This window comes from Aliidiomarina sp. (genome assembly GCF_022565475.1).
In the GTDB taxonomy this organism is placed as follows: Bacteria; Pseudomonadota; Gammaproteobacteria; order Enterobacterales; family Alteromonadaceae; genus Aliidiomarina.
Genome location: NZ_JAIUMR010000006.1, coordinates 96,845 through 115,979 on the forward strand (window position 1 = coordinate 96,845; position 19,135 = coordinate 115,979).

The 19,135-nt window shown below is 51.0% G+C and carries 19 protein-coding genes; 9 read left to right on the plus strand and 10 right to left on the minus strand.

Translation table 11 applies throughout. From position 1 onward, the window contains the following. Positions 1-7 precede the first annotated feature (7 nt). Positions 8-1,024 (plus strand): NAD(P)H-dependent glycerol-3-phosphate dehydrogenase, encoded by a 1,017-nt coding sequence (gene gpsA / locus LAT77_RS06955; RefSeq protein ID WP_290563907.1) that lies wholly within the window; start codon positions 8-10, stop codon positions 1,022-1,024. A gap of 10 nt (positions 1,025-1,034) precedes the next feature. On the opposite strand, the gene LAT77_RS06960 is transcribed toward gpsA, so the two are convergent. The 4 genes from LAT77_RS06960 to coaBC form a co-directional block, all read right to left on the minus strand. Continuing rightward, a complete protein-coding gene (locus LAT77_RS06960; protein ID WP_290563840.1) occupies positions 1,035-2,096 on the minus strand; it encodes a tetratricopeptide repeat protein in 1,062 nt (353 codons plus the stop codon). 68 nt (positions 2,097-2,164) lie between these two features. Then, a complete protein-coding gene (gene slmA, locus LAT77_RS06965; protein ID WP_290563841.1) occupies positions 2,165-2,758 on the minus strand; it encodes a nucleoid occlusion factor SlmA in 594 nt (197 codons plus the stop codon). 96 nt (positions 2,759-2,854) lie between these two features. After that, the gene (dut, locus tag LAT77_RS06970) at positions 2,855-3,313 is read right to left on the minus strand and encodes a dUTP diphosphatase (RefSeq protein ID WP_290563842.1); all 459 of its coding nucleotides are present in this window, start codon (positions 3,311-3,313) and stop codon (positions 2,855-2,857) included. Between the two features lie 20 nt (positions 3,314-3,333). Further along, positions 3,334-4,578 (minus strand): bifunctional phosphopantothenoylcysteine decarboxylase/phosphopantothenate--cysteine ligase CoaBC, encoded by a 1,245-nt coding sequence (gene coaBC, locus LAT77_RS06975; RefSeq protein WP_290563843.1) that lies wholly within the window; start codon positions 4,576-4,578, stop codon positions 3,334-3,336. A gap of 110 nt (positions 4,579-4,688) precedes the next feature. Between coaBC and radC the strand changes: the two genes are divergently transcribed. From radC to LAT77_RS06995, 4 genes are all read left to right on the plus strand, one after another. Next, positions 4,689-5,411 (plus strand): DNA repair protein RadC, encoded by a 723-nt coding sequence (gene radC / locus LAT77_RS06980; RefSeq protein WP_290563844.1) that lies wholly within the window; start codon positions 4,689-4,691, stop codon positions 5,409-5,411. Positions 5,412-5,567: 156 nt separating this feature from the next. Continuing rightward, positions 5,568-5,804, plus strand: a complete 237-nt coding sequence (gene rpmB / locus LAT77_RS06985; RefSeq protein ID WP_126791681.1) for a 50S ribosomal protein L28 — start codon at positions 5,568-5,570, stop codon at positions 5,802-5,804. A gap of 29 nt (positions 5,805-5,833) precedes the next feature. Further along, entirely contained in the window at positions 5,834-5,989 is a 156-nt protein-coding gene (rpmG, locus tag LAT77_RS06990; protein ID WP_007420939.1) for a 50S ribosomal protein L33, read from the plus strand. Positions 5,990-6,149: 160 nt separating this feature from the next. Beyond that, positions 6,150-7,415, plus strand: coding sequence for a DUF418 domain-containing protein (locus LAT77_RS06995; protein ID WP_290563845.1), 1,266 nt, complete (start codon positions 6,150-6,152; stop codon positions 7,413-7,415). Positions 7,416-7,443: 28 nt separating this feature from the next. On the opposite strand, the gene LAT77_RS07000 is transcribed toward LAT77_RS06995, so the two are convergent. Further along, complete coding sequence (locus tag LAT77_RS07000; protein WP_290563846.1) at positions 7,444-8,124, minus strand: 2OG-Fe(II) oxygenase; 681 nt, start codon at positions 8,122-8,124, stop codon at positions 7,444-7,446. A 115-nt stretch (positions 8,125-8,239) separates the two neighbouring features. Here LAT77_RS07000 and mutM point away from each other — a divergent pair, with 115 nt between their 5' ends. Next, positions 8,240-9,049: a bifunctional DNA-formamidopyrimidine glycosylase/DNA-(apurinic or apyrimidinic site) lyase gene (gene mutM / locus LAT77_RS07005; protein WP_290563847.1), complete on the plus strand. Its 810-nt coding sequence runs from the start codon at positions 8,240-8,242 to the stop codon at positions 9,047-9,049. Between the two features lies 1 nt (position 9,050). Here the strand turns inward: mutM and bioH are convergent, their stop codons facing one another. Continuing rightward, the gene (bioH, locus tag LAT77_RS07010; RefSeq protein WP_290563848.1) at positions 9,051-9,908 is read right to left on the minus strand and encodes a pimeloyl-ACP methyl ester esterase BioH; all 858 of its coding nucleotides are present in this window, start codon (positions 9,906-9,908) and stop codon (positions 9,051-9,053) included. Between the two features lie 49 nt (positions 9,909-9,957). Between bioH and LAT77_RS07015 the strand changes: the two genes are divergently transcribed. Next, positions 9,958-10,635, plus strand: coding sequence for a hypothetical protein (locus LAT77_RS07015; protein WP_290563849.1), 678 nt, complete (start codon positions 9,958-9,960; stop codon positions 10,633-10,635). 10 nt (positions 10,636-10,645) lie between these two features. Here the strand turns inward: LAT77_RS07015 and LAT77_RS07020 are convergent, their stop codons facing one another. The 3 genes from LAT77_RS07020 to LAT77_RS07030 all read right to left on the minus strand — a co-directional run bounded on the left by LAT77_RS07020 (position 10,646) and on the right by LAT77_RS07030 (position 16,273). Beyond that, positions 10,646-11,569, minus strand: a complete 924-nt coding sequence (locus tag LAT77_RS07020; protein ID WP_290563850.1) for a histone deacetylase family protein — start codon at positions 11,567-11,569, stop codon at positions 10,646-10,648. Beyond that, complete coding sequence (locus LAT77_RS07025; protein WP_290563851.1) at positions 11,569-13,470, minus strand: GNAT family N-acetyltransferase; 1,902 nt, start codon at positions 13,468-13,470, stop codon at positions 11,569-11,571. Before LAT77_RS07025 ends, LAT77_RS07020 begins: the two co-directional genes overlap by 1 nt. A gap of 166 nt (positions 13,471-13,636) precedes the next feature. After that, entirely contained in the window at positions 13,637-16,273 is a 2,637-nt protein-coding gene (locus LAT77_RS07030; protein ID WP_290563852.1) for a M14 metallopeptidase family protein, read from the minus strand. 136 nt (positions 16,274-16,409) lie between these two features. Between LAT77_RS07030 and nfuA the strand changes: the two genes are divergently transcribed. After that, complete coding sequence (gene nfuA / locus LAT77_RS07035) at positions 16,410-16,988, plus strand: Fe-S biogenesis protein NfuA (RefSeq protein WP_290563853.1); 579 nt, start codon at positions 16,410-16,412, stop codon at positions 16,986-16,988. Here the strand turns inward: nfuA and LAT77_RS07040 are convergent. Then, complete coding sequence (locus LAT77_RS07040; RefSeq protein WP_290563854.1) at positions 16,985-17,590, minus strand: hypothetical protein; 606 nt, start codon at positions 17,588-17,590, stop codon at positions 16,985-16,987. The two genes, nfuA and LAT77_RS07040, sit on opposite strands and share 4 nt — an antisense overlap. A gap of 137 nt (positions 17,591-17,727) precedes the next feature. Between LAT77_RS07040 and LAT77_RS07045 the strand changes: the two genes are divergently transcribed. Then, on the plus strand, positions 17,728-19,131 hold the full coding sequence (locus LAT77_RS07045; RefSeq protein ID WP_290563855.1) for a DUF4397 domain-containing protein: 1,404 nt from the start codon (positions 17,728-17,730) through the stop codon (positions 19,129-19,131). The last annotated feature ends 4 nt before the right edge of the window (positions 19,132-19,135 follow it).

A 19,135-nucleotide genomic window follows, 5' to 3' on the forward strand; every position in this document is an offset into this window, starting at 1 on the left:
GACAGATATGTCGTCAGTGACCGTATTAGGGGCGGGGTCGTATGGCACCGCCCTTGCTATCTGTATCGCTCGAAAAGGCCAACGCACAATATTGTGGGGGCGTGACAGTGAACAGGTACGCGAAATGCAGCAAGCGGGTGAGAACTCACGTTACTTACCCGGTTGTGCGTTTCCTGATGGAATTGAACTCGAGCCAGACTTGATCAAAGCGGTACAAGCATCGGACACTATTTTAGTCGTCGTGCCGAGCTACGGCTTTGCTGAAGTTCTGCAGCAGATTGCTCCGCACTTACGCCCAGACGCCGGCGTTGCTTGGGCAACCAAAGGATTGGAGCCAGAAACTGGTCGTTTGCTGAGTGACGTGGCGACCGATATTCTTGGCAATGAGCGTGCCCTTGCGGTGCTCTCAGGTCCAACGTTCGCCAAAGAAATGGCGAAAGGGATGCCGACCGCGATTGCGGTGGCGGCGAACCAACCCGATTTTGTCGAAAAACTTTCCAAGGCCTTGCACTGTGATCGCTCATTCCGCGTGTATCTAAATGATGATTTCATTGGTATGCAGCTTGGCGGCGCGGTCAAAAATGTGATTGCCATCGGTGCGGGCATGGCGGATGGCTTAGGTTTTGGAGCAAATACTCGCACCGCATTAATTACCCGTGGGCTCGCGGAAATGACTCGTCTAGGCCTTGCTTTAGGTGGCAAAGCCGAAACCTTTACCGGTATGGCCGGTCTCGGTGACTTGATATTGACGTGCACCGACAACCAGTCACGCAACCGCCGTTTCGGTTTGGCTATTGGCCAAGGAAAAACGGTTGAACAAGCGATGTCAGAGATTGGTCAGGCTGTTGAAGGTTATCGCAACACCCGCGAAGTGGTGGCGTTAGCGAAGCGTCATGGCGTCGAAATGCCAATTTCGGAGCAGCTCTATAAAGTTCTGTACGAAGGCAAAGAGCCGATGCAAGTCGCCCAAGACTTACTTGCCCGCGCGCAGACCAGCGAGAGCGTCGCTGCACCCAGAGACTAACGCCTCGCGATCAACGCGAGGCGTTAAGTGTTATCGAACCGCCTCTTCCGTTTGTTCCTAAGTAGACTAGCATACCATTGTGACTGCTAATCTCGGCGCCCTCGGCACTGAGACAATGCCAATGTGCTTGACCATTGCTAAGCTCCGTTCGCACCAACATAAACGGAAGACCATGAAAACCACCTCCTCGTGTAAGTGTAAGTTTCACACGCTGTTCACTCTTATCGTCTGCATTGATTTGCAGCGCTTGTGCGCGCATGACGGGCTCGCTGCAGGTTGGTGATGGCGCAAATATGTCGTTGGATTTGTGCACAGTTAAATCCGCTGGGTCAATGGTGGGTGCGGGCACTTCCCCGACGAGATTGACGACGTATCGGGATGCAGTGGCGTTCAGTTGCGCCAATGCAGTGGTATAAAAACTTGGAAGTTCTGCGTCTGAAAAACCTAAACGTTGAAAGCGCCGACAGCCCAATTCGACACCGCGAATACAGCTGGCACCAAAGTAATGCGCGGCAAGGTCGCGATTCACTTCACCGGCGTCGCCGCTTTCAAGGATTACTGCTGCACGAAAACAAGCCTCTGGGAGATTGCCATCACAACCAGTTCGCAGATGACGGAGTGCTTGGGTGAGGTTCACTGGGGTGCCAACGCCATCTTGGAGATAACGACCAAACATAGCGCAGCCTCTTGGATCCTGCATCAAGTTACAGAGTGAACTGACTGCTTGAAAGGCTTTTTCTGCATTCGCTGTGACACCCAGACCTCGTTCATAGATCTCGGCTAAATAAACGCAAGCGGCTGGATCAAGACTGAACCCTTGGCAACCGCGTTGGAAATAATAGGCGATGCGAAGTGGATAATCGGCGGGCGCTTTGGCTTGGTTGTAATACATCCCAACCTGACGGCAGCTAACGGCATTGCCGGAATTGCAATTGGCTACATGCGATGCAATTGCTTGTGGCGGTTGCTCGCGCGCTAACTTGTCAGCGAGGGCTGTGAAATCATCATTTGCCGATGTTGAGAACGCTGCACAGAGCAGCAGCAATAAGAATAGGCGAGTAAATGCAGGCATGGGCTAAATCCTTTGTTGTTTTGTTAAGATCTAGCCCATGATTGAAATTTGTGCAATATGATGAAAATCTAAGCGCTCAGTAGTTGTTGTTCGAGTAACTGCCACTGTACAGCAAACTCTGCAGTTGGCTTCTTTTTAAAGCTCGAGCGCACATATTGGCTTAACTTACCTTCAGCGTACGCCATAATGATATTGGCCAACATGCCTTCGTCACTATTGAACTGAACACCTTCACGCATCCGTCGCTCGCGAAGAATTTGCTTAATTTGGCTTTCTAAACGCTCAAATAAGCTAACGACGCGAGCGCGTAATCGCTCGTTCTCGCCCATGAGGGCATCGCCAGTGAGCACGCGGGTCATTCCTGGACTTTGCTCAGCAAAGCGTAAAATCAAATGAATGATTTGTTCCACGCGCGGTAAGGTCTGCTTTTCGTTCTCGAGTACTTTATTCACGCCACCGAGCAGGATGTCCTCGATATAGGTGATCAAGTCATCAAACATCCGTGCCTTGGATGGAAAATGGCGATATAGCGCTGCTTCGGAAACACCCACTTCAGCGGCCAGTTTCGCCGTGGTGATGGGTTGGCCGATCGAAGTCGCCAACATATGTGCCAGCGTGCCGAGGATTTCCTCGCGCCGGTTGCTCTTGCGTGCTGTAGTCATGTGCAAATCCCTGATGAAGTTGCTGTTTTGCAAAAGGTCTTGCTGTCACCATCGATGTGTCCCGATGTTTGTGTCAGTCGCCCAAATTGTTATTGTTTAATGTCGGCCGGATGAGCCAAACCCACCCGTACCGCGATCGCTTTCGGTAAATTCACTGACCAAATTAAAATCGGCTTGCACCACTGGAATAATGACCAGTTGGGCGATTCGCTCGCCGGGCTCGATGGTAAAGGCTTGATTGCTGCGATTCCACACCGAAACTTTGAGTTCGCCTTGATAATCTGAGTCAATGAGACCAACCAGATTGCCCAACACAATGCCATGCTTATGACCAAGGCCGGAGCGCGGTAAAATAGTGGCGGCAAGACTTGGGTCACTAATATGAATAGCGATTCCGGTGCCGATTAAAACTGACTCGCCCGCTGCAAGTTCAATAGATTCACTTAAACATGCGCGTAAATCGAGACCGGCCGAACCGGGTGTGGCGTAGGCGGGCAGGGGAAAGTCTTTACCGACACGAGGGTCGAGGATTTTCAAGTCGATCGATTTGTTCATCTTAGGTCCATAAATTATTGTTAGATAGACTGCTCGTAACGTTGACTAATTAAGTCGATTAATTGTTCGGCGAGGCGTTCTTTACTCGCGGTTGCAAAACTTTGCTCGCCGTCAGCCCAATAGGCCGTCACGGTGTTGTCGTCGCTATTAAAACCAATCGCGGGATCACTGACATCGTTGGCGATAATCAGCTGAATGCCTTTACGCTGGAGTTTTTCCTTAGCGTAGTTTGCCACGTCGTGGGTTTCCGCAGCAAAACCGACCGAGAAAGGGGCTGGTGTTTGTGCGGCGACCCACGCCAAGATATCTGGGTTCTTCACGAGTTCGATCACCATGTGATCCTCGCCCTGACTCTTTTTCATTTTTTGTCCGGCAACCTGAACTGGCCGGAAGTCGGCGACAGCGGCACAACCGATAAAGATATCCGCATGGCCAATATGCTCAGCGACGGCACGTTGCATGTCGGTCGCAGACGTTACGTCGACGCGTGTCACGCCGTTTGGCGTCGCTAACGAACACGGTCCGGCGACTAAAGTTACCTGTGCACCGGCAGCATGGGCGGCAGCGGCGAGGGCAAAGCCCATTTTTCCTGAACTGTGATTGCTTAAATAACGCACAGGGTCAATCGCTTCGCGCGTCGGGCCAGCGGTGATCAGCAATTGACAGCCGTGTAACGCGCCAGATGTTGCTGCAGGTTCGCTATGCAATGAAGTGGTGTTGCCAAAAAAGGTCTGAATCTGTTCGAGGATCTGACTCGGTTCGAGCATCCGACCGGCACCGACTTCACCACAGGCTTGGGAGCCTTCGGCTGGTCCCCATATTAATTTGCCGTCCGCGCGCAAGAGTTCGACGTTACGTTGGGTTGCCGGAGCGGACCACATGAGTCGGTTCATCGCTGGAACCACAGCGATGGGCGCGTCCGTGGCAAGACATAAAGTACTAAACAGATCGTCGGCAAAGCCATGGGCTAAGCGTGCGATCGCACTTGCACTGGCTGGAACAACGACAATAAGATCAGCCCAACGGGCGAGTTCAATATGCCCCATGGCGGCTTCTGCCGCGGGGTCAAGTAAGTCGTCGTGGACAGGATGGCCAGACACAGCTTGCAAGGTGAGCGGGGTAATAAAAGCCTTCGCCCCTTTTGTCATCACCACGCGCACTTCGGTGCCATGGTCGCGCAAACGCCGCACCAACTCAGGTGTTTTATAGGCAGCAATGCCGCCGGTCACAATCAGCAATAGCTTACGATTTGAAAGGCTTGCCATAGTTGTTTCCGTGGAAGTAAGTCCTTACCCTTAAGATTAACACGGGTCGTTTGCTTTTGGCGATGTTTGCGTCAACAGTCGCCCGTTATTCGTCCAAAGGAGTTGGCATAATGAGTGAGACATTAAGGATAAAGACACAGGAACCGGAAGCGCTTCGAACCTCAATTAAAGACTGGCGGGTGGAAGAAAGACCGCGTGAAAAACTCGCGGCACATGGTGCTGCAAGCTTAACCGATGCCGAGTTATTAGCAGTGATGTTTGGCACCGGCCGGCAGGGACAAGACGTGCTGGAGTGGAGTCGAAGCGTATTAAAAAGCGCCGGCGGTTTGGCAGGCTTGTTTGCCTTGCCGCAAGAGCAATTGTTGGAATTGCCGGGTGTTGGCTTAGCGCGTTGCATGCAAGTGCAGGCGGTCTTGGAGCTGACCCGACGTTACTTAGCCACGCCACTTCGCGACGGTGCTGGATTTACCCGACCGGAAATGGTCAAAGACTATTTAGCGGCGCAACTTCGGCATCAGCCTCGTGAGGTATTTGCGCTATTACTGCTGGACAGTCAGCACCGTTTGCTGCATTATTGCGAGCTGTTTTACGGCACGATTAACGCTGCCCCGGTTTATCCTCGCGAAATTATCAAATTGGTGATGCGTCACAACGCAGCGGCCGTGATTCTAGCGCACAATCATCCTTCAGGTGTGGCTGAGCCTAGCCAAGCCGACCAACGGGTGACAACGAGGATCCAGGAGGCGCTGACAACGATCGATGTAGCCTTGCTCGATCATTTTGTCATCGGCGCCGGTGAGACCGTCTCGTTTGCTGAACGAGGTTGGTTATAGATCAAAAAAGATCTGAATTTACGATTAAAGCGCAAAAAATACGCGTTGAAGCTTGTCTTTTGCGGCAAATTTTAGTATAAATTGCGCCCTCGATTTATAGGGCAAGGCCATCAGGGCGATTAGGCGAGCTTGCAAAGCAATTTCGGAGTAACGAACATGTCACGAGTATGTCAAGTAACAGGAAAGCGGCCTGTGGTTGGTAATAACCGCTCACACGCGAACAATGCGACCCGCCGTCGTTTCCTGCCAAACCTACAAAGCCACCGCTTTTGGGTGGAAAGCGAAAAGCGTTGGGTAAAACTGCGCATTTCTACGAAAGGTATGCGGATCATCGATAAAAACGGTATCGACTCGGTACTGGCTGATCTGCGCGCTAAAGGCGTCCGGATTTAATTACCGGCTAGAACGAAAGGAATATTACGATGCGCGATAAAATTCGTCTGGTTTCTTCTGCTGGTACTGGTTTCTTCTATACCACAGACAAGAACAAACGTAACATGCCAGAAAAATTTGAGATCAAAAAGTTTGATCCAGTTGTTCGTAAGCATGTGATGTTTAAAGAAGCTAAAATTAAGTAAGCTTCGTTAAGCATAAGAAAAACCCGCTGTGTGCGGGTTTTTTTGTGCCTGCAAGTCAACGCTTACAACACGCTTTGTTACATCTAACGATTTGCTGGAGGGAAAGAACAGGTCTAAACTTACGCGATCAAAAAATAACAATAAAGATTGGAGACCTTCTATGACCTCGTCTGCTAACAGTCCGGCCGCGTTCAGCGCCGCCACCCCAACTGCACCGCAAGAGCGAATGCACTTGCTCGATATTATCCGTGGCTTTGCCTTGCTTGGCATATTGCTCATGAATATTGAATACTTTCAGCGCCCGCTGGTTGCCATGGCGTATGGACTCGACACCAGCCAAACCGGTCTCGACTACGCGACGGCTTGGAGTGTTTATACCTTTGTGCAGGGTAAGTTCTACACCATGTTTTCGTTATTGTTCGGCATGGGCTTTGTACTATTTCTCGACCGAGCTATTGAGAAAGTAAATTCGCCACGTTGGCTGTATTTCCGGCGTATTTTTGTTTTAGGCTTGTTCGGCTTCATTCATATTGTTTATGTGTGGGGTGGCGATATTCTCTTAACCTACGCCATTGCCGGACTATTTTTATTACTGTTCACCAAAACACCAGCGAAGCGTTTATGGAAATGGGGTGTGGCGCTGATTGGTTTGACCGTTTTGCTCTATTGGTTAGGTGCCTGGGGTATTCAGATGGGCCTGAATTCGCCAGCTGGACCGGAAATGTTAGCAGATTTTGAAGAGCAGCGAGCAGTGATGGCCGAGATGATCGCAACCGGACATAGTGTCTATGCCAGTGGTAGCTACGCCGAGGTCATCCAACTTCGAATCAGCGAAATTGCCCTGATGTATGGCGGTGGCGGCATTATCTTCTTCATTCCAACCATTTTGGGCACCATTTTGATTGGTGCATCGTTGGCGCGTTTACAGATTTTTACTAAGCCTCTGGAACACCGAAATGCAATTCGCAAGCTTTTGATCGTTGGTTTGGTATTGGGTTTGCCGAGTGCATTGTTTGTCGGTATTTTTGGTACCGATATTGAAATGATGATTCCAGATTACCGTGGTGCACAAGTCTTTACGCTGCAAGCAGTGGCTAACCTTGGCTTATGTTTGGCGTATATGGCCATTTTGACGATTTTGTACATCAGCGGTAAGAAGTGGATTCAACACTTGGCTCCGGCGGGACGCATGGCGTTGACCAATTATCTGACCCACTCGATTGTCTTCACTACTCTGTTTTATGGGTATGGTATTGGCTTGTACGGTGAGTATGGGCGCTTTGCCATCACGTTGATGGCGCTTGTTCTATATGGCTTACAGCTTTGGTTTAGCACGTGGTGGTTGCAGCGCTATCAATACGGCCCGATGGAATGGCTATGGCGCAGTGCAACTTACCTGAAATTGCAGCCGATGCGCAAAGTCTAACGCCGTAACACCGCCAAAGCAGCAGCGACTACTTTGGCGGATCAACGCGATAAGCGTTTGACGTGTTGTGACGAAACCATCCAGTAATACTAAACCGCTCGCGATGGGCGGTTTTTACTTCATGAACATAGACATCGCTAAGAAAGACGACGAGGGTATTTTGCTGCGGCAGAATCGTTTCTAACACCTCACCGCGATCACCGTAGATCACCAGTTCACCGCCATCGTCAACATGCCACTCAGGGTTCAAATAAAACACCGTCGTCAAAACTCGATTACTGCGGCCTTTGAAAGCGTCGAGGTGTTTTTTGTAGAAAGCACCCGCTTGATACCGAGCTAAGTGGCATTCGTAGTCGAATAAACCCATGAACAAGCGACGATTCAAACGAATGCGCAGTTCGTCCATTGTATTTAGGTAGACAGCTTCTGCTGCGATTTCCGGCCGCAACCAGCGAATTTTGTCACTGCGGACTCGGGTATTCACGGTGTGCTGTTGCTCGCGACCAATACCTGCCAGCGACCAGTCTTGATCGTCCAATGCTTGCGTGTAGCGATAGAGCGCAGCGACTTCAGCTTTCGGCAGAAAGTCGCGAATAATGACATAGCCGCGGTCGGCTAATTGATCAAACCGAGCGATCCATGCCTCGTCGGCAATGTCGGTGGTCAGTTGACCTTGCGCTTCATGTAAGTTTGCAAGTAATTGAGTCATCGCGTGAACGCTTGTTCCTCTGGTACACTACCACGTGGTTTCGGGGCGCTAAATATACGCTCAGATTCCTGCTGAAGGTATAAAAATAGTTCTCTAAATTTCAATAGGATAGTCTATGCCAGAGTTGCCAGAAGTGGAAGTCAGCCGGTTAGGCATCGCGCCACACCTCGAACAGCAGACCATTACCCAAGTAAAAATTTGGCAACCGCGACTGCGCTGGCCGATCTCCAACGACGTGTTGCAATTAGCGGGAGAGCAGGTGACAGCGGTCAAGCGGCGAGCCAAATATTTGCTGTTGGAGTCCCGTCTTGGAACACTGATTATTCATTTGGGCATGTCAGGTAAACTTCACGTCGTCCCCACGGACAGTGAAAAGCAGAAGCATGACCATTTTGCCTTAGAATTAGCCAGCGGCTTAAGTTTGCGCCTAAATGACGCGCGCCGCTTTGGTGCGGTGCTTTGGCAGGGTATTGACGAAGTGCATGAGGCTTTATCCAAGCTTGGTCCAGAGCCACTTACGGACGAGTTTACCGGTTTGCGCTTGTATGAGTTGTCACGGGGAAAAACGGCCCCGGTGAAATCCTTTATTATGGACAACGCCGTAGTGGTGGGTGTGGGTAATATTTACGCCAATGAAGCCTTGTTTGCCACCGGGATTGACCCGCGTCGGGCGGCGGGAAAAATCAGCAAAGCACGCTATCTCGAACTTGGCGAAGCAATCAAGGTCATTCTCGCTAAAGCCATCACCCAAGGCGGTACCACCCTCAAAGACTTCCTTAGTGCAGATGGCAAGCCCGGCTACTTTAAGCAGGAGTTGCAAGTCTATGGCCGCACCGGCGAACCCTGTGTGCAATGCTTACAACCGATCCGCGCGATACGGATCGGCCAGCGCAACAGTTTTTACTGTCCGCGCTGCCAAAAATAGCTCATTCAGCGCAGACAACGGCACGCAAGGTGGTGACGAAACGGTCGGCTTCGGTAATAAATGGCGCATGCGCGCTGGCGTCAAACTGGATGCTGGCGGGCATAGTACTCGCTAAAAAAGGCGTAATCGCAGCACTCGTCGCGATTGGTACGAGGCTATCGCGACGACCGTACAAGCGCACCAGCGGCACTTGCAGCGCTTTCAGGTCTTGACGTAAGTCGACCTCAGCTAACCAGCGTAAACCGGCAACCAGTGCGTCAGGGGACGGTTCTGGACAGCTCGCTAACAGTGCTCGCATGGTTTTAATTTCTTCTTTGGCCGCTGGGCTGCCAAGCGCTTGAACGGCTAAGAAACGTTCGAGCGTTTTTTGAAAGTTAGTACTCAGCTGATAACGGAACGCTTCCAAGGTTTCGCGTTTGATGCCCGGCCATGCTTCGTCTTGTGCGCAGGGGACACTACTGCTGGTAGCAATACCGTCTCGCGCCATAAAACAAGGCGAGCTGGCAATGGTAATGACTTTTTTCACATAAGTCGGATAGTCTAACCCGAGTTGTGTGGCGAACTGACCGCCCAGCGACCAACCCGCTAAATAGAAAGGGCCGTTCAGGTGGTGGGCTAAATTGGCCATAACGCGATGGCAAGCGTGATCAAATTGATCATTGCCCGCTTGCCAAGAGGAGTGGCCAAAGCCCGGTAGATCGATGGTGACGACCTGAGCAAATTCGCACAACAACGGACTGATTGGCGACCAAATCTCTTTATTCAATCCCCAGCCATGTATAAGAACCAGTGTCGGCGCCGTTTGATCGTGCGCACAAGGTTGTACGCGAACGCTTAATTCTCTGGCTTTATTGGGCATGACGACTACCTTTGAAACGAATGAAAGGGTGACAACAAGGAGGTGTCCAGTGAACTTGAATCTTAACAAATTTTTATCGCAGCTAAACCCCGTACCGACAAACTTTGGTGCATGTTGGCTGTGTTGTTTGCGGGCAGAGCTTAGCGCTGGCCTCTGCCAAACTTGCTATGGCGACTTGCCTCGGCTGGCGCCGCAACCTTTGGTTGCAGATCACGAGCATACACGACTGTGGTTAGCGGCTTTGGCTTATCAACAGCCGGTCGAGCGTTGGATTCATGATTTTAAATTCAATGGCATTTCTGGCCTATCGAGTCATATGGCACCTTTATTGGCTGCACAGGCGGTAAAGGTTTATCAACACGAGCAACTCTATTTACCAGAGGTGTTAGTGCCGGTGCCATTAAGTGAAAGACGTTGGCTACACCGTGGCTATAATCAGTCGCAATTGCTCGCCGCTGAGCTGTCCAAAATTCTGGCGATTCCGCTGCAGGAGCCGCTCAATAAACGCCATACCGGCGAGAATCACCGCTTAACCGCTAGCCAACGTCGCCATAACCTCGCGGAAGCGTTCTATTGGCGAGAGCCGCTACTCGCCAAACGCGTGGCGATTATTGATGATGTCATCACTAGCGGTGCCACGGTTGAAGCCATGGCAGCGGTATTGCGCCAAGAACCTTGCTTAGTTGACGCCTGGGGCTTGGCTTATACCCTTCCGCCGTCAGCTTAACGCCGGCGTGTTAAAGTAAACCTTTTAAAAAGGCGACAACGCTGCGACCCAACGCGCTGAGGTTATAACCACCTTCAAGCATGGCGACGAGCCGTCCATGACAATGCTGGTTGGCGAGATTCGAAAGCTCTTGTGCAATCCAGTGGTAGTCGTCTTCGACCAAATTAAATTGCGCCATATCATCTTCAAGGTGACCGTCGAAGCCGGCGGAGACAAGGATCAAATCCGGCGCAAAATGATCGATGGCTGGGAACCAGCGTTCGGCGACGTGCTGTCGCCATTCCGTGCCATAACACCCGGCCGCTAAGGGCACGTTAATGACGTGTGGGCTCATGGTATCGGCGCCGGTATCGGGATAAAGCGGGTGTTGAAAGGAAGAACAAAACAGTACGCGCTCATCCTGCAAGAAGATGTCCTCGGTGCCATTGCCGTGGTGAACATCGAAATCGATAATCGCAACGCGTTCAATCGGGTACTGATGTAAGGCGTAGGCGGCAGCGACGGCAATATTGTTGAATAAACAGAAACCCATGGCTTGATTCGCGGTGGCATGATGTCCCGGTGGCCGGACCGCGCAAAATGCTTTGGCATTCTCGGCGGTCATGACCTCATCGACCGCATTTTTGCCGGAGCCGGCAGCATACAGTGCCGCACGCAATGTTCCAGGCCCCATCAAGGTGTCCGGATCCAGCCAAATATGGTCGTCATCCGCTTGCGGTTCGCGGGCAAAAAGGTCATTCACGTACGCAATATCATGCACGCGGTACAGATCGTCTTTACTCGCAGGGGTTGCATCCTTTTGCGTGAGGACATACTCCATACCGGAACGAATCAGCTGGTCGTTGATCGCGCCAAGGCGAGCGGGGCGCTCTGGATGCACTTCGGTAACTTTATGCAAACTGCAGTAACTGTGGCTAAAAATAGTAATGGCCATTAAGAGTCCTCGCCAAGGGATAAGGCTAAATAAACTTCGCCTGGTTCGTCGGCAGGTAAGCGCTGGAAGCCGGCGCGCTCGAAGACCGCTAACATTTTTTGGTTCTCCGCGCGCACGTAGGCAAGCATTTTGCCGACACCGCGCCGTTTGGCAATACGAATCATTTCGTCGAGCAATAACTTCGCCATGCCCTTGCCTTGGTGGGTTTCGCGAGTGACGAAAGCGACCTCACAATTGCTGCCATCATGGCTTAAGTAATAACGGCCAACCGCTTGAATCTGCGCCGCTGAACCTTTTTGGCGAACGATGCACAAGGCTAAGTCTTTGCTTTGGTCGACGCTTACTAACGTGCAGGACTTTTCTCGACTCATCTGTGTCGGTACCGTGTTGTAGCGCATTTGCAGGGTCTCTTTGGTATGCGAGTAGAAAAATTCCTGTAATCGACGCTCGTCACTTGGGTTCAAGGGGCGCAAGTCAAATTGTTCTCCGCCGATGAAAAGCTCTTTAAAGCCGACTTCGCCAAGTTCCGGAACCTCAACGGGCGTTTGTTTTTGATAATTCGGCACGTAGTAATGCTGACGGACTTCTTCGAGCAGCTGTGCGCGGAACTTCGGATGTGCCACCCGAATGAGTTCGAGCGCGCGTTCGCGAATGCTTTTGCCGCGTAACGAGGCGACCCCAAATTCGGTGACGACATAATGCACGTGGGCACGTGAGGTGACCACGCCGCCACCTTCGGTTATGTGTGGGACAATACGTGATACGCTGCCGTCTTTTGCTGTCGATGGCAGCGCAATTACCGGCTTGCCGCCGGCACTCATCGACGCGCCGCGACTAAAGTCAACCTGGCCACCAATCCCAGAATAGAATTGATAGCCGATAGAGTCGGACACCACTTGGCCGGTTAAATCGACTTCAATGGCGCTATTGATCGAGACCATGTTGTCATTACGCGCAATATTTGCCGGCGAGTTCACATATTCACTCGGATAGAAGCCAATGTGTGGATTATGGTTGACGAAGTCATAGAGACGCTGGGTTCCAATGGCAAAACTAGTGACACACTTATGCTGATGAAAGGTTTTCAATCGATTATTGACCACGCCACTGAGCATGAGATCCATGATACCGTCAGTAATGAGTTCGCTATGCACACCGAGGTCTTTGTGGTTGCTGAGGTAGCGTAGTGTCGCTTCACAGACTTTGCCAAAGCCAATTTGAATGGTCGCACCGTCGTCAACAAGCAGCGATACATATTGACCGACGCGCTCGGTGATGGGATCGAACTTCGGCGGCGGCAGTTCGAGCAAAGCTTCATTCGCATAATAAAAGGCGTCAATCTGACCTTTATGAATAAATGCCTGACCAAAGGTCACGGGCATCGCTGGGTTCACTTGCGCTATGACGGTTTTCGCGGCCCGTAATGCGGCCGAAACAACGTCAACACTGACACCGAGCGAATGATAGCCATGTTGATCTGCGGGGCTGACCATAATTAAGGCGGCATCGAGCGGCAGAATTTCATCGAGGAACAACGACGGGATATCCGACATAAAGGTCGGCGTGTAGTCGGCACGTCCCTCTGCGACGGCTCGACGCACTTGTTCGCCGCCGATAAACAATGAATTCACTTTGAAATGATTTTGATAGGCCGGTTCAGCCCAGGCATTGTCGCCAAATGCACCCACTTGAATAATTTCGACATCGTGCAGGTATTTACAGTTGGCAAGGAGATTCTGAATCATGGTGTGTGGCACGGCTGCATGGGAGCCAATGAAAATACGCTGGCCGGACTGAATGAGCTGTGGCCACTTAACCGGCTTCCCTTGGCATAGCAGCTGCCCGTCGGGCGCGACTGAACGTTGCGGACTGGCGCGGTAGACTGGCGATTCCTCTGACATTGGTAACCTCGTCCTTACCATGATGAATAGGCTCAGTATAGCGATGCACAGTAAAAATACGATGGTCTAGGTCAAAGGATTGCCGAGAATATGATGAAAACTCGACTAAAGTTGCATAAAAAAGCCCCGCCATGACGGCGGGGCTGGTTGCGATCACTGCGCGTTATTAATGGGCGTGAGCATCCTCGTCTTCTTCCTCTTCTTCTTCGCCGGCTGCTGTGCCGAGCACATACTGCGACCAGAAGATTGCGTTAGCCATGAGCTTATTCGAGCCCCAGAAGAAGCTACGGAAGTTGACGTTATCGGCAAAGCCGACAACACGACCGGCGCCTAAACGATGAGCAACGATATTGCTGCGTTCACTCAGGACTTCACGGTTACCTTGCGAGGTAAATCCAGCCAGCACCGGATCTTCAGCATAGCGCGCAACGTCAACAAATGGACTGTTATTGGCGACGAATGCCATGGTGCTGTTTTTGAATACCGGTAACTGCGATCGCGTATAGCCAACCGCAAGTGGGTGACTCAGATCGAGGTTCGTGCTGAAAATTGCTCCGGCAAGACGCTGTTGACCGAAATAATGATCACGGTCGCCATAGGTTAAACCTTCGGTTGGGAATTGCGCCCGGAACTCATCCTGACTCACTACTTCAGCGCCCAATAGATTATTACTCGCCATCCAGCGCGCGCCACCTTTTTGGCCGATCAAGGTACCGCCGCGGCGAACCCACTGTTGTAGCTGGCTACGGAAGCGGTCACTGAAGGTGCGATAATGGCCGTCAACGAGAATAATGTGGGTGTAACGGTCAATATCCACACGGTCCAAACGCTGCGTTTCAATCAGGGTCACAGGAAGATTGACGTCGCGATCTAAGAAGTACCAAGCTTCCCCAGCTTCTTGCAAATTGACACCGTCGCCAATCACGATCATCACCGCTGGCATGCGTGCTGGGTCAATACTACGGCTACCAATGTCCATACCTGTGGTCGGCGTTAAACCGCTGGTTAAGGTGTGGACACGAACACGGTTTTGGTCAGCGTGCTCGGCAAGCACAGATTGTACTTCCGACCAAGGGCGAGTTTGGTAGGCGCGCGTCACAATGACACTGCCATGACTGAAGGTTTCTTCCCCATTTGGCGTGCTAATGGTCATTTCGTCTGCCGCTAAACGGGCGTGAATGCCGTTTTGTAACAGATGACTCAGTAAACGTGGTGCGAACTGCGGCTCCCAGCTGAATACATAACCCACTCGTGTGTCGGCGAGTTGGTTTGCGGCGAACTGGGTTGGCTCTTGCCACGCTTGATCACTGACGCGGAAACGACGATTGTGACGCACTTCACTAAATTCAACGTTAAAGGCATGCGGTAAAGTCCATGCCGAAACGTCGTAGAAGGTGTTATCAGGGAAGTCTTGCTGGGTGCTGAAGACACCTTTCAAAAGACGATAGTTACGTTGCCGGATCGGCACGTAATAAGCCTCGCCTGGGCGATAGGTTTGGTTGTCGACCGTGAACGCTTCGGTGACTGCATAGGCGTCAATGTTGTGCATGCGCATGATCCGCAGCAGCTCATTCATGCGTCCTTCATCGGTTTCCCGCAACAGGTAACCGTCGAAGCTTTCTTTGCCAGCAAGTTCAAGGTTCTCTTTGAAAAAGCGCTGTTGGAAATCGAGGAGCCAGTCACGCTCGGCGACAGCGCCGCGAATGGTCGACAACGACGTAATGAACTGATTGCGAATTGTGAATGGGAAGGAAACATCACCATTGACCGACTCTTGTAAATGTCCACGTGACGAGGCTTGCTCAAATAAGATGGCGATCGTGCCTTGTGCGTCAGGATAGCTAGAGCCTTTGCCGTAATAGAAGTCGTCAAAGGACTCCTCGGTATAGTAGAGGCTGTGAATATCGTCTAACGCATCTGCATGGTACTCAGCTAAACGCTCGGTCAGACGCACGTTTTCGTCCGGCGTCAGCGGATTTTTCCGTGATGGAATACCAGGTTGGAAGAAGTAGGTTGAATCCGTGCCCATTTCGTGATGGTCCGTTAATACGTTGGGCATCCAGTCTTGATAGGCTTGAATCCGCGCGTGCGACTCGGGGTGTTGGAGTAACAACCAGTCGCGGTTCAAGTCGAACCAATAATGGTTTTGGCGGCCACGCAACCAATCCTGCTGATGTTCGCGGTGCTGACGATCTGCACTTGGAGTCATGCTTTTGTATTGATTCACCCAAGTCGCGAAGCGTGACAAACCGTCGGGGTTATACATTGGGTCAAGAAGAATGACCGTGTTGTCCAACCATTGGTCGATCTCGTCACCTTGTGCAGCAGCGAGATAATAAGCGGTCAAAATAGCGGCATTGGAGCCAGAGGGCTCATCGCCGTGCACGCTGTAACCCATGTAAATAACAAGCGGTGCTTCTGTGGCGTTGACGTTCTGACTTGGATCAGACACCGCCAAATGTTGCTGGCGCATCTCTTCCAAGCGGCCTTGGTTTTCTGGAGCGCTCACTTTCAAAAGTAACATCGGTCTTTGCTCATGAGAACGACCGTTGATGGTCAATGTCATTCGGTCTGAGCGTTCAGCAAGAATTTCAAGGTAACGGTGAATTTGTTCTGGACGAGCATGCCATTCGCCCACTTCGTAACCGAGAACCTCAGCAGGCTTCGGAATGCTTTCGTCAAAGCTGACATTGCTTGGTAAATAGTAATCAAGGTCAACGGCAACCGCGGCTGAGGAAACGCCGGCAACCGCCACCACGGCAGCTGTGAAACGCCGTAAATGGGTGGTTAAAGTTTTAGACATGTTAAAAACTCCTGTGAATTAGTGCCCACAAGCTAGCAAATTCAAGCGGATTTACCAACAGAGTTACTATGCAATGCTTACCAGATGCGATAGAATAAACCCTAGTGAAATACTCAAGTATAAAGGTGAATGACGTATGATTACCATTTCCGAATCAGCCCAAGCTCATTTTTGTGATTTGCTGAGCAAGCAAGAAGAAGGCACGAATATTCGTGTGTTCGTTGTCAATCCGGGTCGTCCAAATGCGGAATGTGGTGTGTCTTATTGTCCACCGGATGCGGTCGAAGACAATGACCAATTACTGCCATTTAACGGCTTCTCTGCTGTCGTTGACGCTGAAAGTGCGCCGTTTTTGCAAGACGCTGAAATTGACTATGTGCAGCAAGAGCTGGGCTCGCAATTAACCTTAAAAGCACCCAATGCGAAAGCCCAAAAAGTGGCCGATGACGCCCCGTTAATTGAGCGTGTCGACTATGTCATTCAGTCGCAAATCAACCCCCAGCTTGCCGGCCATGGCGGTAATGTGATGATTTCTGAAATTACTGACGATGGCGTTGCCATTCTTCAGTTTGGTGGTGGTTGCAATGGTTGTTCGATGGTCGATGTAACCTTGAAGGATGGGATTGAAAAGCAGCTGCTTGAATCGTTCCCAGGCGAGCTCAATGGTGTTCGCGACATTACTGAACACATGCGCGGCGAACACTCATACTATTAATTGGGTCGTTCAGTAACCGGCTTCATAAAGAGCACAACGTGAACAAGGTTGTGCTCTTCTTCTTTAAATGGCCGAACTTCTGCTGAATCTATTGGCAGCTGCGGACTCGGTTGAATGAGCTTTGCCACGAACTCCTCGGCACGTTCGGCAGAGTTTGCATAAATGGCAAGATTACAAATCGTCCCTGTGCAGACAACAGAAATAGGCTGAACATTGGCAGCATCCTGAATTAGCTTGAGGATGGTTTGATGATGTTGAAAAGCTGCGTGATGCTCAATATTGCCAATTAACTGGATATTTTCTTCGATAATACCGGTGAGGCTTGGCTCTTCCCCCAGCAGGACTTGCATCCGCGCATGACTATCCAATAACTCCGATAATCCGCTATCCTCTTGATTGCTGTCCCCAACATTCGCTTCAACACTGGTATTTGCTTGGCTGAAATCACTGCGCACAATTACCTCAGCGGGCTCGGATGTTGCGGTTTCAGGTGTTGGGCGTTGATTGTTTTGGGTAAATAAATTTTGAATCGGCGAGATCGCGCCGAGAATCAACGAGATGAGGATGATCCCAAATGCAAGCACGAACAATGCATTGCGCAAATTATAATTCCTTTGTTTTACATAAGCTTAGAAACTAAACCAATACAACTTTTTCAAGTTGTTTGTAAGTTTTGTGATCCTGTTCACGTGTACCCCTCGTAAATGATCGTTGCTGACAATCCAATGAGGAAAACACAATGAACAGAACCACAAAAATTTTAAGTGCATCGGTCGCAGCGCTACTTCTTGCGGCTTGTAATAGTTCCAGCAGTCCAGAAACACCACAACCAAATCCACCGCAACCGCCAACACCGCCGCCAGCTGGCGAGTTTGAATTGCGAGTTCATCACGCGTCTGCTGATGCGCCAGCGGTCAATATTACCGTGAATGGCGATAACTTCCTAGAGGGAGTTGATTATCAGGTTTCTTCAGGTCTTGCTGTTGTCGAAGAAGGTAACTACGAAGTCGGTGTGGACGCGATTTTGCCGGATAACTCGACCGTTACCGTGATTGGTCCTTTGTCTCTCGATTTAGAGGCGGACACCCGCTATGACGTGTTTGCACTCGGTCGCGTAGACGACGAAACTTTAGAGCCATTTATTGTTGCCAACGACGTTTCTACAGTTGGTGATGGTAATGCTCGCTTACAAGTATTGCATGGTGTGCCAGTCGACTTGACGGTCGACGTCTACTTAACAGAGTTTGGTGCCGACTTAAGCGCTGAACAGCCCGCTGCGACATTGGCTTATAAAGACCACACAGGCCAAGTTGAAGTCGCTGGTGGTGATTACCAAATTCGTATCACCGTCGCTGGTGACGCTGACGCAGTCGTTTTCGATTCGGGTGAAATTAGCCTTCCAGCAGGTGCAGATCTATTTGTCACAGCGACACCAAGTGTCGGCGCCAACAGTGGTGAACGCCCAATTGCTTTACTCATCGCTGATGGCGAAGGCTCAGCAGTACTCCATTCAGTTGATGCCGGTGCTGATGCACGCGTCGTTCACGCTGTCGCTGATGCACCCGCGGTCGACGTGCTCGTCAATGATGACGCCGTATTAACCGAAGTGCCTTTCTTAGCCTTCTCTGGCTATTTGAATCTGCCAGCTGACACCTACAACATTAAGGTCAACGCTGCTGGTACTGACGTTACTGTCATCGATGTCGACCTGCCGGTAGAGAATGCTCAACAGTACAGCATTTTGGCGGTCGGTGAACTCGGTGGTGACGGTATTGCACCAGCTGTATTGCTTGAAGACAACCGCCGCATCACAACTGCTGCTATCGTCCGTATCATCCACGCTTCGCCAACGGCTGGATTAGTGGATATCTACGTGACTGCGACTGACGACATTAGTGACGCTTCACCAGCATTTGAAGGTGTAGATTTCGATGCGTCAGCGTTGCAAGCAACGGGCAATGTGGCATTACCGCCAGGCGAGTATTTCGTCACGGTGACCTTGTCAGGTACTAAAGATGCGGCCATTGGTCCACTCTTACTGGATCTCCAAGGCGGTGGTTTGTATACCGCTATCGCGGTGGACGCAACAACCGGTGGTTTGCCACCACAGTTGATTGTTCTTGATGACTTTGTCACTGAATAATTGA